Below are 15,087 nucleotides of genomic sequence, written 5' to 3' on the forward strand. Positions count from 1 at the left end.
AAGCATAATGAAAAATTTTAGTTTAGTAATATTACTAGTTGCCATTGTGATGTCTTTCTCGTCGGTATTTGTTGTACCTGAAGGGCAAAAAGCAATTGTGCTATTGTTTAGTAAAGTACAAAAAGATAACGATGATCAAGCGGTTGTTTATGGCCCGGGCTTGCATTTGAAAGTCCCATTTTTTAGCCAAGTACGTCGTATTGATGCGCGTATACAAACGCTAGATGGTACGCCGGATCGCTTTGTTACGAGTGAGAAAAAAGACTTAATTGTTGATTCGTTTGTTAAATGGCGCGTTAATGACTTTAGTGCTTTTTACCTGCGTGCCCGTGGCGATAAGCAATATGCTGAAACGCTACTTGAGCAAAAGGTTAATAATGGCCTTCGTACTAACTTTGGTACACGTACAATTCGTGAAATTGTATCGGGTGAGCGAAGTGAGCTTATGGAAGAGGCATTAGTTCAAGCATCTGAGAGTGCTCGCGAGTTAGGTATTGAGGTGCTTGATGTACGTGTTAAGCAAATTAATTTACCTCAAGAAGTAAGTAGTTCAATTTATCAACGTATGCGTGCTGAGCGTACTGCTGTTGCTAAAGAACACCGCTCTGAAGGTCAGGAAAAAGCAGAGACTATTCGTGCAAGTGTTGACCGCCGAGTAACGGTTATGCTTGCAGACGCTGAGCGTAATTCTCGTTCAGTGCGTGGTCAAGGTGATGCAGATGCCGCGGCTATTTATGCAAATGCGTATAACAAAGACCCAGAGTTTTTTAGCTTTGTACGTTCTTTAGAAGCGTATAAGAAAACATTTAAAGGTAAGCAAGACGTTATGGTGCTTTCACCAGACAGTGACTTCTTCCAGTATATGAAAGGCGCTAAAGCGCAGTAGACTATATTTTTACTTTTAAATTATAAAGCCCCGCACATGCGGGGCTTTTTGTTAAATACAATCTAGAACTTTAAATCACTGTTATATATGTGGTTATTTACTCATATTTTAATTTAATAATTCTTCGCAGAAAAAATAAGCTGAACAGGGGTGATCTTTACTTGGGTTTTCTGGTAAAATCTCGTCCTAATTTTCTCTAAGTGAATTTACAATGGGTAAAAACGTTGTTGTATTAGGCACCCAATGGGGTGACGAAGGTAAGGGTAAGGTAGTTGACCTCCTTACGGACAAAGCATCTTTAGTAGTTCGTTATCAAGGTGGCCACAATGCAGGTCATACTTTAGTTATCGAAGGTAAAAAGACGGTTCTACACCTTATTCCATCGGGTGTATTACGTGACAATGTTAAATGTGTGATTGGTAATGGTGTTGTTTTATCACCAGAAGCGCTAATGAAAGAAATTGGCATGCTTGAAGAACGTGGCGTTCCAGTACGCGAGCGTCTTTTAATAAGTGAAGCATGTCCGCTAATTTTACCTTTCCATGTAGCATTAGATGTAGCCCGTGAAACTGCTCGTGGCGATAAGCCAATTGGTACAACTGGGCGTGGTATCGGTCCTGCGTACGAAGATAAAGTAGCACGTCGTGGTTTACGCGTAGGCGACTTATTTAATCCAGAATTATTTGCAGCTAAACTAAAAGAAGTACTTGAATACCATAACTTCACATTAGTTAATTACTACAAAGTAGATGCTGTAGATTTCCAAAAAACGTTTGATGATGCAATGGCTGTTGCAGATATCTTAAAAGCAATGGTTGTTGATGTAACTGAGCTTTTAGACCAAACACGTTTAGCAGGTGAGCACATTTTATTTGAAGGTGCGCAAGGTACATTACTTGATATTGATCATGGTACTTACCCTTACGTAACATCTTCAAACACGACAGCTGGTGGCGTTGCTACTGGTGCTGGTTTTGGTCCATTAAACCTTGATTACGTGTTAGGTATTATTAAAGCATACACAACACGTGTTGGTTCAGGTCCTTTCCCTACAGAGCTTTACGATGGTCTTGATAAGCAAGATCCGGTTGGTAAGCACTTAGGTGATAAAGGCCATGAGTTTGGCGCAACAACAGGTCGTCTTCGTCGTACTGGTTGGTTAGATGCTGTAGCAATGCGTCGTGCGGTTCAAATCAATAGTATTTCGGGTTTTTGTTTAACTAAGCTTGATGTTTTAGATGGCTTAGAAACACTTAAAATCTGTACTGGCTACCAGCTTGAAGATGGTACGGTTACAAACGTAACACCATTAGCTGCTGAAGGTTACGAGAAAGTAACACCAGTATATGAAGAAATGCCAGGTTGGTCTGAGAATACCGTAGGTGTAACTTCACTTGAAGGCTTACCAAAAGCTGCAATTGATTACATCAAACGTATTGAAGAAATCACAGGTGTTCCAATTGATATTATTTCTACCGGTCCAGATCGTGTAGAAACTATGGTACTTCGCAACCCATTTGCGTAATAACCTAAAATGTAAAAAAAGCTGCTTAATGCAGCTTTTTTTGTGTCTAAAATTCACCTTGGAACGATCTTTGTATATTATTTGGTAAGATTATTTTTGCACGTGGTGAATATGCGTCTATTTTTAAGAAATTCAGTATTAGCTGTATCGTTAGTGTCAGTATCTTTATTTATATCTTCCAATACGTTAGCGGATGAATCGCCTGCCGCAGTGCCGTTATACACTGAATCAGAGCTTATTGCGCTTATAAATCAAAATGCACATTTGCAGCGAGTAAAGGCAGATGATTGCCAGCTAGTTCAAGATATTGAAGCGCGAGCCAATAAAATGGCATTGCCTTCGTATCAGTTTTTATATGGCGATATGCTTGCTTATAATGTGTGTGTTGAGCGAAACGTAGAGCTAGGTGTGTATTATATGAGAAAGTCTGCTGAGCAAGGTTTAGCGGCAGCGCTTGAGCAGTTAGGTCGCTATTACGATACTGGAAGGTTAGTGCAGCAAGATAAAGCAATGGCAATTACCTATTTACGCGAGGCTTCAGCGCAAGGTAATTTAAAAGCGCAGTTACGATTAGTGAAGTTGTTTAATGATGGCTATGGTAGTCCACGCGATTTTGAAGATGCGTACCGCTGGTTATTTAATTCTATGGTGGCAGATAAAGCAACGCATAAGAAAATTGAAAGCGCCTTAACAAAGCTGGCTCAAAAAATGCCAAATAGTGTCGTAGAGCGTGCGCGGTTACCTATGTAATAGCAATCTACAGTAAACCTTAATTAAGCCTTACTGTAAATTTAACAAAAAAAAGCCCTAACATAATTAGGGCTTTTTTTGTGGACATTACTTTATTTAACTTTGTTCTTTGTCTTTAGGCTGCGGATCTTTTAACAAAGACATTTTTGGTGGTTGCAATGCAACAATTCGCTCACCTTCTTGTGGTGGTTTTTCCATGTTAATTGTAAATGGTGTTACTTTAGCTGGTGTATCGTCATCGCTGTCTTTATCCCCTTTAAGAATAAACAAAGGAATAGCCTCAGGGTTCATTTCTTGGTATTGCTCCCAACTAAACTCATCTGAAATACGGGTAGCGCTCACTTTTCCGCCTTTAGCAATCACGCTGCTTAAACGAGCATATGAGCCTTCATCACCAAATAAAATTTGACGCGATAAAAAAGTTGCACTGTCTTTGTTGGCTTTAGCATGTGTTGTCGATGAGCGTAGCGAAAACACGTTTTTTTCATTGAGTAAATGAGAAAAGTATTGTACACCTAACGCATTATGGTGACGGTTTGGTGAAAGCGCTAAAACACTTCGAATAGTGGTGAGCGGTAAGTATCGTTCAGCGTGCTCTGATTGTGGGTTACCGTAATAGCAAGGTAAGCCATCCATGCGCGCCATTTTGCAGTTCTCCCAGGCTGGGTCTGAAAGGTGTACAGGAATATTTTGCTCTTTCAAACCACGTCCTATTGCACGTGACACATGGTTAGCCCCAATGATTAATATAGTATTAGGCGATGGTTGGCGCACACCGAGTAGCTTAGCCACAGGTATAGCTGTTAGGCTTTGTAGTACCACAGTGATAATAATAACGGTAAATATAAGCGGGACTATTTTTTCTGCATCGGCCACACCTGCTTCCATCATACTAAGCGCAAACACCGAGCCAACTGCTGCGGCTACAATACCCCTTGGTGCAATCCAGGCGAGCACTAAGCGAGACTTAATTGGAAGGTCTGTGCCAAACGTTGAGATAGCAATACATAAAGGGCGTGCTACGAATAACACAATTGCTAAAAATATAAATACATCACTGTCTAACATCATTAAATCGGAAAGCTGTAGACGGGCTGCGAGTAAGATAAACAATGTTGAGATAAGTATCATCGACAAGTCTTCTTTAAACTCTAAAACAGAATCTATTTCTAAGTCGTCTTGATTAGCAAGCCAAATGCCAAACACAGTAACTGCCAGTAAACCTGACTCGTGGCTTAAGTAATTTGACACAGAAAAACTGATTAATACCAGCGCTAAAATACCAAATTTATGTAATTCAAACGGTAGCCACTCACGGCGCATTAATTGGGTTGTCACCCAGCCAGCTACAACACCTATTGTTAAGCCAACACCTACTGTTTTAACTAAGGCGATAACAGTATGGCTTAATACTTCACCTTGCCCAACAAGCATGACAGCTTCAAAAACCAGTACAGCAAATAATGCCCCGATAGGGTCAATAACAATTCCTTCCCAGCGTAAAATGCGGTCTATGTCTTGAGTAGGGCGCATGGAATTTAATAACGGTGCTATTACTGTAGGGCCCGTTACAACCAAAACAGCGCCGAGCACCGCAGCAACTCGCCAATTGAGCTCAAGTAACCAATAAGCACTTAGGCTAATAACAACACAGGTTGCAATCATACCAATGGAGCAAAGATTTCTGACTACTTTACCAATCCCTTTTAGCTCTCTAAAGTGAAGAGTAAGAGCACCTTCAAATAAAATAACAGCCACACTCAATGACACGACTGGAAAAAGTAAGTCGCCTAAAAGTGCATCCGGGTCTAAAACACCACTAAATGGCCCAAGTAACAAGCCAGTAAGCAATAAAAAAAGAATAGCGGGTACTCTAAATGCCCAGGCTACCCATTGGGCAAGCACAGAGCAAAGTGCGATACCGGCTATGTAAATTGCTGACATAGATTAAGAATTCCTTATTATGATTTTATCTAAAGTATAACGTTATTAATTGTTATTAAAGGGGTATACACGGGAAAATCAACTATTGCTAATTAATTTTAGCCGCTTATACAATATTAGTACGTATTAATTATGGTTAGCGTAACTAAATATTTTATAAATTATCAATAATTGTTGCTATCTCATTGTTTTAAAATTAAAAATCTCTAATTTTAAATGTTTTATAATGTGGTCGTTTGAATTTTAGCCTTGATCTTACTCCCTTATTTGGCGTATTATACTTCGAGTTCGAATAATTAGGTATCTAATTAAATTATTTAGGGAATAAATTTACCGTTAATGTTACGGTCATATTTGCTAGGTATAATCGTTATTTAGAAGCTAGTTGAGTATTTGAACATCTAAAATTTAATTTATTCGATTACTTGATACGGTTTATCTCAGCTATATAAAGTTTGAGTTGAATTGATATCTTTCAATGTTTAATCCCCATCGTGGCGGTTAAATCTCGGTCCTATAGTCTTCACCCTATCTGTTGGTGTACCAGACTTTAGAGGCTCTATGTATGTTGTTAATAGAAAAGCCACCAAGGCTTTTTACAGCGATGCATAAACAACACTTTTTAAACTTTCTTATAGGCACTACTTTCATTGCAAGGTATCTGCTTTTTTATATCTGAGCTTAAATTTAAAACATTACTTTTAGATTTTGGCTTTCTTGTGTGCGTTTAAAAGTGTTGCTAAAAAAAACAAATTCGAAGCTGCATTTACGGGTAGCTATTTAGTTTAGCTCATTAACACTGAGCACAGATAAAATGGAAAGTAGAAGACTTATGCAAAAGTTAAATTGGCGACGCATTGTATTAAAAGTAGGTAGTGCACTAATTGCACCAGATCAAGACGGTTGTCGTTCTCGTTACATACTTACTATCGCACAGTTTATTGTTCGTTGTCGTGCTCGCGGGATTGAAGTAATTTTGGTTTCATCAGGTTCGGTCGCAGCGGGCTCGCATCTATTTCCATCAGACCAGCCTCGTTCAGTTGTATTGAAAAAGGCAATGGCCGCAGCGGGTCAAACTGAAATGATTGCTATGTGGGACCGCTTCTTTGATTTTCCATCTGCCCAGCTTTTGTTAACTCATGGCGATTTGCGTGACCGTGAGCGCTATCAGAGCATTCGTGAAACCGTATTTACTTTGCTTGAACATGGTGTACTGCCAATTATTAACGAAAATGATGCAGTAACAACTGATGATCTAAAAGTGGGTGATAACGATAATTTATCAGCAATGGTGGCAGCTGCTGCCGATGCAGACGCTTTACTTATTTTTTCAGATGTTGATGGTTTATACGATAAAAATCCGAATCTTCATGACGATGCTGTTTTATTACCTGAAATAAAATCAATTGATGAGTCTATTTATGCCATGGCAGGATGTGCTACAAGCTCTGTAGGTACTGGCGGAATGAAGACTAAGATTGAAGCTGCAGAAAAGGCAACATCGCATGGTATTGCAACGTACATTATCAATGGTTTTAAAGAAGAAACATTTAATCGCTTACTCGCGGGCGACAATCCAGGCACGATATTTTCACCATACGAAAAACCAATGCAAGACTCGGTGCACTGGATGACACATACTGCAAATGAGCAGGGTGAAGTTGTGGTTGATGGATCGTTTGATGAGTCAATTGAAGGTGAAACAGGCATTATTCGCGGTGATGAAATTGTTGAAGTACATGGTGAGTTTGCAATTGGTGACACCATACTGGTTAGAAGTGAAGATGGTACGCGTTTAGCTAAAGCGACCGCAAATTACAGTAGTTGTTTGTTGAATTTTATTGCGGACAACGAACAAAGTGAATTTAGTGAAAAAATGCAGGACTCTATTGGTCCTGTCATTTCAGAAAAAGATATCGCATTATTGGAGAAGTCATGAGTTTAATTACGGATATTTCGCGTCAAGCAGCTAAAGCTGCAAACACACTTGCTTTACTCGACACCGAGACAAAAAATCAAGTATTAACAGAGATGGCTGCGGCATTAAGAGAGCAAAAAGCATTTATAATTCAAGAAAACGAAAGTGACTTAAGCGCTGCTCGCGACAACAATCTACCCGCGGCAATGGTTGATCGTTTAACACTGAACGATGAACGCATTGAATCGATGGCTGAAGGTATCGAAGTAATAGTGAGCCTTGATGATCCAGTGGGCCAACTTCGTGAAATTACGGAACGACCTAATGGTATAAAAATTCGTAAAATGCGCGTTCCGCTAGGTGTTGTTTGTATGATTTATGAAGCACGCCCTAATGTTACAGCAGATGCCGGTGCTTTGTGCTTTAAATCGGGTAATGGGGTTATTTTACGCGGTGGTAAAGAGGCACTTAAAAGCTCACAAGCTATTGCAAGTGTAATGCACACTGTACTTGAAAAGCACAACTTACCTGTTTCATTAATCTCAGTTATTCCAGATCCCGATCGTGGACTTCTTATGGAGTTAATGCAACAACGTGATAGCATCGATTTAATCATTCCTCGCGGCGGTGAAGGGTTGATTAACTTTGTTACCGAGAACAGTACGATTCCTGTTATTCAGCATTACAAGGGCGTTTGTCACCTGTACGTAGATAAAGATGCTGATCTAGAGGTTGCGATTAATTTATTACTTAACGGTAAAACACAACGAACGGGTGTATGTAATGCACTTGAAGGCTTGGTTGTACACGAAGATATCGCCGATGAATTCTTAAACCTGTGTGCTGTAGTGCTTCGTCAGGAAGGTGTAAAGATCAACGCAGATAGTTTTGCGGCTAAATACTTTGATAATGCAACGGTGTTGGCTGACAATGAATTCGGTGAAGAATACCTTGAATTAGAGATTGCGATACGCGTAGTGCCTACATTTTCAGCCGCTGTTGAGCACATTGCTCAATTTGGCTCAAATCATACAGAAGTTATTTGTACTAAGAACCAAGCCGCAGCTGAGTTGTTTCAACGCAGCGTAGATGCGTCAGTCGTGATGGTAAATGCATCATCTCGTTTTTCTGATGGTTCGCAGTTGGGGTTAGGCGCAGAAATTGGCATTGCAACGTCTAAGCTTCATGCGTACGGTCCTATGGGACTTGAATCACTTACTACAGAAAAGTATTTAGTGAATGGCGAAGGTCAAGTTCGCGAATAAATTTTATATTAATTTAGCAAAAAGCCGAGCATAGCTCGGCTTTTTATTTTAATGACAAAAATCATTTTAATTTAGCTAGCCAATCGTTTACTGGCTCAGGTTTATGCAAATGATAACCCTGTAGTATCACCTCCGGATATTCCTGTAGTAAATCGAAGTGCGATTGGTTTTCGACACCCTCTGCAACAACGTCTAATTCAAATAAACGTCCCAAACTCACAATCATATCTATTATTAGTTTATCATTTTTATTTGTTGGCGCTTCGAGCACAAAAGAACGGTCTATTTTAAGTTCTTGAATCGGTAATTGCTTTAAATATGTGAGGCTTGAATAGCCAGTTCCAAAATCATCAATTGATACTTTTACACCCAATTTTTTGAGGTTATGCACAGCTTCAATAGCAGAGTCCATATTATTTAGTAGCGTACCTTCAATAATCTCTATAGTGAGTTGCGACGCAATAACATTATTAATTGTTAGCTGTTCAACTAAAAAGGCTAAAAAGCGTGGCTCATGGAAATGTCGACCACTTATGTTTATTGATAAACTTAAGTGAGGGTGCGTTTGATTAATCTTAGCTAATGTTTTTAAAGCATTTTCACATACCCAGCAGTCTAAGTCATAAATAACGTCAGACTCTTCTGCAATAGAAATAAACTCACTGGGGCTAATAAAGCCTTTCGTTGTGTGTTTCCAACGAAGTAAAACCTCAGCTCCTTTTAAAATTTGATTACTATCATATTGGGACTGTAAATAAAGTGATAACTCGTTATAAGCGATTGCTTTACGTAGGTCTTGCTCAATTTCAAAACGTCTTTTTGCTTGTTCACCAAATGAGGTGTCAAAAAATGTAACTCGGTTACCCCCTTTCTCTTTTGCTTTATAGCAGGCAGCTTCACAATTTCTGATAGTCTCAATAGCGCTTTCCCATTGCCCATGTTGCGGGAATATATACATACCAATACTTACTGTTAGGCTAACCTCTTGCAAATCAACAAAAAAAGGTAGTCTTACGGATGTAAGAATTTCTTGTGCTTTTTTCTCTGCAATAATTTGAGCCCTAGCTCTGCCAATGCCTTTATCTAGGACTGACAACGTTGCAAAGGCATCGCTTCCCAAGCGGGCAATAATATCACTATTATCAGTATTTTCATGGATACGCTTCGTTAGTTCTTTTAGGACATGGTCACCGGCTAGCAGGCCCATTCCATCATTAAACGAGTGAAACCCATCTACATCGATAATAAAAATATAGGCAAAATTTTTGTCAGTGGAACAGTTTTGTAATTGCTGTTCTAACTGCTTTAAGAAGCTGTTACGATTAGGTAGGGCGGTTAATTCGTCATGCCAAGTTAAGTAATCTATTCGCTCCTGAGTCACTTTTAGGCTTGATATATCGCTAAATACACCGATGTAGTGATCGTTGGTATCGTGTTCATTTTTTACAAGGCTTAACGTTAGCAGTTCAGGATATAACTCACCACTTTTGCGTCGGGTAACTAACTCACCACTCCAGTAGCCGGCTTCACTTGCGTGTTGCCATACTTGTTCAAAGTTTATATTTGGCTGATTATTTTGTTTGATATCGTGAATGTGCATATTTAACGAATCAGCTTCATCGTAACCCGTGATGCGGCAAAATGAAGGGTTAACCGCGATTATTTTGCCTGCACTGTTGGTTATCACAACACCGTCAGCTGTACTTGTTAGTGCGTGAAAAAAGAGTTGATGTTTAGATGATAGTTGTTGTAATTCTTTTTCTCTAACATCGAGCTCCATCGCTAAAGATTCTATTTCAAGCAGCTTGTCATGTAGGTCAAAGTTTTTCTCTATTAATCGGTCTAGCATACCTTGTGCTGTTATATGTGTACGAATGCGAGCTCTTACCAAGGCTAATTTATAAGGCTTGTGAATATAGTCTATGGCCCCCATAGCAAAGCCTTTTTCTTCGGACTCTTCTTCTGTCAGTGCGGTAACAAATATAATGGGGATCCCTTTAGTGCTTGGTTTGCCCTTTAAAATATTACATACTTCATAACCATTCATTCCCGGCATCATTATGTCGAGTAAAATTAAATCTGGGCGGGTAGACTCAATAAAAGTTAGTGCCTGCTCCCCACCTGTCGATATTCGAACATCGTAGTCGGTTGAAAGTCCTTCTACCAAAACATGTAAGTTACTTGGTTCGTCATCAACAATTAGAATTAAAGGTTTTTGTCGCTGCGCTTTTTGTTCACTTTTATTTGTGGTGGAATAAGTTAAATGCACTATTAATCCTTTTTACATAGTATTTAAGCTCTGTATCGCTCAATCATTAATGCTTTGTGTCTGCTTTATATGTTTCAATAATCGAAATTACAGACGGGTAGTCGAAATTATTAATCGCCTCTATTAATTTAGATAAGCCGTGTTCAGTATCATAGCTATTCGCTTCTAAATGCCTTTTTAGGTCGTTTGGGATAGGACGAGACGCTAATGCTAGTGAGTGAATCTCATTTATCACTACCAGCTCATCTTCGAGATTGTGTCGTTTCGGCTCTATTTTTTCCAAATTGAGTGTCGCTAATAATTCTTTAATAGAAAAAAGCGTTGCTGCCAAATTTTCTTTTAATAAATCTATATTCAGCGAGTTTTCCTCAAGTAGTGCTTTTTCAGTCTCTAATGCACATTTTTGCAGCTTTTCTAGCCCTAATGTACCCGCTAACCCCTTCAGTGTATGCACCGTTCGCTTTAAAGTAGCAACATCATTATTGTTTATTAATAAATCAGCCTTCGCTGAAAAGTTATTATTACCATCTATAAACCGAGTAAGCAATGTCATGAGTAAGGTTTCATTGTTATCAACGTTTTGCTTTGCTTTTACTAAATTTATTGTTTGCAAATTATCTCTACTTTTTAGGTGTTTATCTAAGCTTTCGTAAAGCGCGTCAAATACAATGGGTTTAACCAAAAAGTCATCCATGCCTGCATCAGCGGCTGCTTTTTTATCTCTGGGCTCTACAGCAGCACTTAAAGCAATAATAGGCATATTGTAACCTTTAGCTCTTAGTTGTTTAGTGGCTTCAAGGCCGTCCATATGGGGCATTTGTATATCCATAAATACAATGTCAAAGTGTTGAGCTGATACTTTATCTATAGCGTCTAGCCCATCGTTTGCAATTGTTGTATTAAGGTCAAATTTACCTAGCATTGCAGAGGTTATTTCTTGGTTAAGTTTGTTATCGTCCACAACAAGTGCTTTATAATCCGTTAGTTTTGGCAGGGCTACCTTTGCAGGTAATGGGTCATTTTTGCCAGCAGTATCATTAATTAATTGCTGTTCTGCAATGGTGAATGGAAGAGTAAATAAAAACTCACTTCCTTTGCCAAGTTCGCTTTTTACTTGTATGTCACCACCTAATAATTTGGTTAACTGTTTGCTAATCGTTAGGCCAAGCCCTGTGCCTCCGTACTTTCTTGTTGTACTTGAGTCGCCTTGAGCAAATGATTCAAACACCCTATCAGATTGGGCTTGCGTCATACCAATTCCGGTATCACTAATGCTAAAGCGCAACTGTACTTTGTTTTCTTTTTGAAAAATGACTTCTATGGTTAATGACACCTCACCCTTATCGGTAAACTTAATGGCATTACCAATGCAATTATTAATTATTTGATTTAGCTGTATAGGATCGCCCAACAGAGTCATATGTCTGTCGGCATGCACAACACAATTTAATGCTAGTCCTTTTTGTTGTGCATTAATCGAAAATAAATCTTCAACGTTAGATACGATCGTATCAAGTGTAAAAGGAATTTTCTCAAGTTTGACGTTATCAGAATCGAGTTTTGAAAAGTCTAAAATATTGTTTAAAACTTGCAGCAGGCTCTGCGCACTAGAAAATGCTTTTTTAGCATATTGCTCCTGCTTAGCGGGCATTTCACTACTTTGTAAGAGTTGAAGCATACCCAATATTCCGTTCATAGGAGTGCGAAGTTCATGGCTCATATTGGCTACAAAATCTATTTTTGTTTTATTTGCTCTGTTTGTTTCTTCTATTGCACGTGTAAGGTCCGTATTCATTTCTGCCATTTTTACATTTAAAGCGCGTGTTTCATCAAGTAATTGCTTCGTTTCCTCACTTTTTAAATAAAGCGTATTAGCTGCTTTTAACACAGATGCAATTTCGGTTAGCTTTGCATGCTTATTTTTTAGTTTAATCGGCTCACCTTCATTCATACTATTAAGTAACAGGGTAAGCTGTGAAATAGGCTTGATAACAAAGGTAAAAATAAAATAACAAAGGAGTAAAAGGATAATTAAAATTAAAAAGGTAAACAGGCTGCTTTGCTTAGTTTTTTTTGTCAATTCGCTATTAAATTGTAATTTAGCCAAGTTTAGCTTTTCTTCTTCAGCGCTTTTAATTTTATTAGATAGGTATAAAAGTTCGTTTTCGATCCCTGTAAGCACTACATTTACAGAGTACGTATAACTGCGAGTTAGAAGTATTAGTTGGTTATGTGTTTTTTTTAAATTAATTGTTTTATCAAGCAAGGAGTCATTAATAGCCGACATACGGTTAATTTTTGTGTGCAAAAACTCTAGATTTTGCTTCACATTTTGAGCTTCATCAAAATTAGGTTTATAAAGGTAGCTGACAGCTGCATGCTTAAGGTTACTAATGGTTAGTAAAATATCATTGTAGAGAATTTTTTTATCTTCATTTGATAGTGACTCAAGTGCCATTACCTTTTTTTGTAGCTCTTCAATGGGCTGTTTAAATCCAGATGAGTATATTTGCTCGCGCTTTTGTCTGTTAATAACTACTTTTTCAAATGTAGTTTCATAGTTTTTTAGGTGCTCGCTGAGGCGGGTAAGCATATTTTTATATTCAGGGGTTTTGTCTAGTGTGTTTAATGTTAATTGCCCTAAATGACTATTTGCTTGGTCTAAATATGTTTTAAACTTTGCAATATTATTTTTATTAGCGTCATCAATAAATGAAACTGCATGACTTTGTAAGGCGATGACATCTCTTTCTAGCTTTACGACAGCTTCACTTTTACTAACTGCATTGTTTTGAATGTTTTGCAGGCTGGTTAACGATTTTTGCAAGTGGTTAAATAAATAACTTTGTAAAAGAAGCAGTCCAGCTAGTACCGCTAAGGTCGCAATTATTTTTGATTTAATAGAACGCATTATCGGCTTATCAACTCATACCACTTTTGTAAACTGTAGTCGTAGGTTGGCATAACGGTATTCCATACTGCAACATTACTGAAGCGTTTAGTATAGCTTCCGCCATTTCTTTGCTCGCCTTTTCTAACCGCAATATTGCCATTTGTTTCGAGTAAATCAGTGTTTGCGATTTTGCCGTCATACCAATAGTCCCATTCATCCTGTGAAAGTAGTGGTTTAGAGCGTTGTGGGTTACTTATGTAATAACCTTGACGAGCAATAAAAGCACCGGGCCATCCAGATAACCACCAATTCATATAATCGTAAGATGCATCCTTTACACTATCATGGGTTTGTGACGACAAGCACATTACACCATGCCAGCCTCTGTAGCCTTCTTTAGGTGCTGCAAAGCGCACATTTATGCCTTGGCCATTTAGCGCAGATACCGCAGGAGAAAACATACTTTCAATATGAACGCGTTCATCTTTCATAAACTGAACAGATTCAGGTGCTGAGTTCCAATAACCGCTAAAGTGGCCTTGGCGTTTGAGCTCAAGCAGTACCTTAAATAAGTTATCCAATTCAATACGAGTCATTGCCCCTATATTGTTAATTTTCACAAGCCCTTTTGCTTTAGCAGCAAGCGCTAAGTCAAATAAACCAATAGTAGGCGCATTCACAATACCTACTTTTCCTCTGTGTTGCTCATCCAGTAACCATCCCCAACTTTCAGTTTCATAGGCAATTCCGGGTTTAATAAATTTAGTGTTATAACCAAAGGAGTCTACATTGTGCACGTAGGGTAAAAAGCTTATTAAGTCGCTTTCTTGCTCACTGAGCGTGCCATCAGGTTGTACATTTAATATTTTAAAGGGAGCGTCGCCGGCGCCAATACTGGCGTTTTCTGACAGCTTACCTGTTTTTGTGAGGCTATTTATTTCGTTAAAATAGGTAAGGCGTTTTTTTTCTATAGGCTGTATGGAGCCTGCGTTCCACAATACATTAATACTGTTTGACCACTGTTCGTATAAATCAAATGAACTAGGGTCCATTGATGCTCTTTGTAAAACTGCGGCACTGCCAGCGGGCGTAAATTCAATATTAATGCCTAAATCACTCATGGCTTGCTTACGAATCGCATCTTGTAATGTTACATGCGTCCCTAGCACTCTTATCGTTGTTTTATTACGAGCAAATACATAAGGAGCGTGCGTTATTGCTCCTGCAGTTAAGCCTATAGCTGCAAGTTTTTTGAGTGTTGAGCGTTTTGGAGAGTCCATGATTAACCTAAGGCATTAATAGATATACAAGTATGTATAGCTAATAATTGATAAACACTCAAGCTAATAGAGATAAATGAAAAACAAAATAAAATTAATGAATTAGGGTATTTCGAAGTAAAGATTATATCTAAGAAAGGAGTAGGAAAGTGGTGGAGCTAAGCAGGATCGAACTGCTGACCTCCTGCGTGCAAGGCAGGCGCTCTCCCAGCTGAGCTATAGCCCCACATTCCTAGTTTATGTAAAACATAAACGCTTGGCTGCTGAGTTCCAAGCGGGACGAACTTTAAGTTTTTTTATAAATTTGGTCAAGTATTTTTTCGCTAATTTTCACTGTTTAGATGAATTTTTGATAGA

General features: G+C 38.6%; 9 protein-coding genes and 1 tRNA gene. 5 read left to right on the top strand and 5 right to left on the bottom strand.

All coding sequences use genetic code 11. From position 1 onward, the window contains the following. The first annotated feature begins 7 nt into the window (after positions 1-7). From hflC to AC27I2_RS05640, 3 genes are all read left to right on the top strand, one after another. Positions 8-886 (top strand): protease modulator HflC, encoded by an 879-nt coding sequence (gene hflC, locus AC27I2_RS05630; protein ID WP_058403820.1) that lies wholly within the window; start codon positions 8-10, stop codon positions 884-886. A gap of 211 nt (positions 887-1,097) precedes the next feature. Next, positions 1,098-2,411, top strand: coding sequence for an adenylosuccinate synthase (locus tag AC27I2_RS05635; protein WP_008128387.1), 1,314 nt, complete (start codon positions 1,098-1,100; stop codon positions 2,409-2,411). Positions 2,412-2,522: 111 nt separating this feature from the next. After that, positions 2,523-3,161, top strand: a complete 639-nt coding sequence (locus AC27I2_RS05640) for a tetratricopeptide repeat protein (RefSeq protein ID WP_487203688.1) — start codon at positions 2,523-2,525, stop codon at positions 3,159-3,161. Between the two features lie 96 nt (positions 3,162-3,257). Here the strand turns inward: AC27I2_RS05640 and AC27I2_RS05645 are convergent, their stop codons facing one another. Continuing rightward, positions 3,258-5,105: a cation:proton antiporter gene (locus AC27I2_RS05645; protein WP_058552588.1), complete on the bottom strand. Its 1,848-nt coding sequence runs from the start codon at positions 5,103-5,105 to the stop codon at positions 3,258-3,260. 832 nt (positions 5,106-5,937) lie between these two features. Between AC27I2_RS05645 and proB the strand changes: the two genes are divergently transcribed. Then, complete coding sequence (proB, locus tag AC27I2_RS05650; RefSeq protein ID WP_058403834.1) at positions 5,938-7,044, top strand: glutamate 5-kinase; 1,107 nt, start codon at positions 5,938-5,940, stop codon at positions 7,042-7,044. Beyond that, positions 7,041-8,288 (top strand): glutamate-5-semialdehyde dehydrogenase, encoded by a 1,248-nt coding sequence (locus AC27I2_RS05655; protein ID WP_487203689.1) that lies wholly within the window; start codon positions 7,041-7,043, stop codon positions 8,286-8,288. The genes proB and AC27I2_RS05655 overlap by 4 nt, the downstream gene beginning before the upstream one ends. A 61-nt stretch (positions 8,289-8,349) precedes the next feature. Here the strand turns inward: AC27I2_RS05655 and AC27I2_RS05660 are convergent, their stop codons facing one another. The 4 genes from AC27I2_RS05660 to AC27I2_RS05675 all read right to left on the bottom strand — a co-directional run bounded on the left by AC27I2_RS05660 (position 8,350) and on the right by AC27I2_RS05675 (position 14,956). Then, positions 8,350-10,557, bottom strand: a complete 2,208-nt coding sequence (locus AC27I2_RS05660; protein ID WP_487203690.1) for a two-component system response regulator — start codon at positions 10,555-10,557, stop codon at positions 8,350-8,352. A gap of 46 nt (positions 10,558-10,603) precedes the next feature. Further along, positions 10,604-13,468, bottom strand: coding sequence for an ATP-binding protein (locus AC27I2_RS05665; RefSeq protein ID WP_487203691.1), 2,865 nt, complete (start codon positions 13,466-13,468; stop codon positions 10,604-10,606). Then, positions 13,468-14,730 (bottom strand): ABC transporter substrate-binding protein, encoded by a 1,263-nt coding sequence (locus tag AC27I2_RS05670; protein WP_487203692.1) that lies wholly within the window; start codon positions 14,728-14,730, stop codon positions 13,468-13,470. Before AC27I2_RS05670 ends, AC27I2_RS05665 begins: the two co-directional genes overlap by 1 nt. 150 nt (positions 14,731-14,880) lie before the next feature. After that, a tRNA-Ala gene (locus AC27I2_RS05675) sits at positions 14,881-14,956 on the bottom strand. Positions 14,957-15,087: the final 131 nt, after the last annotated feature.

The organism is Pseudoalteromonas sp. NH0006-46 (genome assembly GCF_057547735.1).

Excerpts from the sequence above, each read along its gene's own strand:
- AC27I2_RS05640 (WP_487203688.1), top strand. The coding sequence starts at position 2,523 with ATGCGTCTATTTTTAAGAAATTCAGTATTAGCTGTATCGTTAGTGTCA.
- AC27I2_RS05645 (WP_058552588.1), bottom strand. The coding sequence starts at position 5,105 with ATGTCAGCAATTTACATAGCCGGTATCGCACTTTGCTCTGTGCTTGCC.
- AC27I2_RS05665 (WP_487203691.1), bottom strand. The coding sequence starts at position 13,468 with ATGCGTTCTATTAAATCAAAAATAATTGCGACCTTAGCGGTACTAGCT.
- hflC (WP_058403820.1), top strand. The coding sequence starts at position 8 with ATGAAAAATTTTAGTTTAGTAATATTACTAGTTGCCATTGTGATGTCT.
- AC27I2_RS05635 (WP_008128387.1), top strand. The coding sequence starts at position 1,098 with ATGGGTAAAAACGTTGTTGTATTAGGCACCCAATGGGGTGACGAAGGT.
- AC27I2_RS05655 (WP_487203689.1), top strand. The coding sequence starts at position 7,041 with ATGAGTTTAATTACGGATATTTCGCGTCAAGCAGCTAAAGCTGCAAAC.
- AC27I2_RS05670 (WP_487203692.1), bottom strand. The coding sequence starts at position 14,730 with ATGGACTCTCCAAAACGCTCAACACTCAAAAAACTTGCAGCTATAGGC.
- proB (WP_058403834.1), top strand. The coding sequence starts at position 5,938 with ATGCAAAAGTTAAATTGGCGACGCATTGTATTAAAAGTAGGTAGTGCA.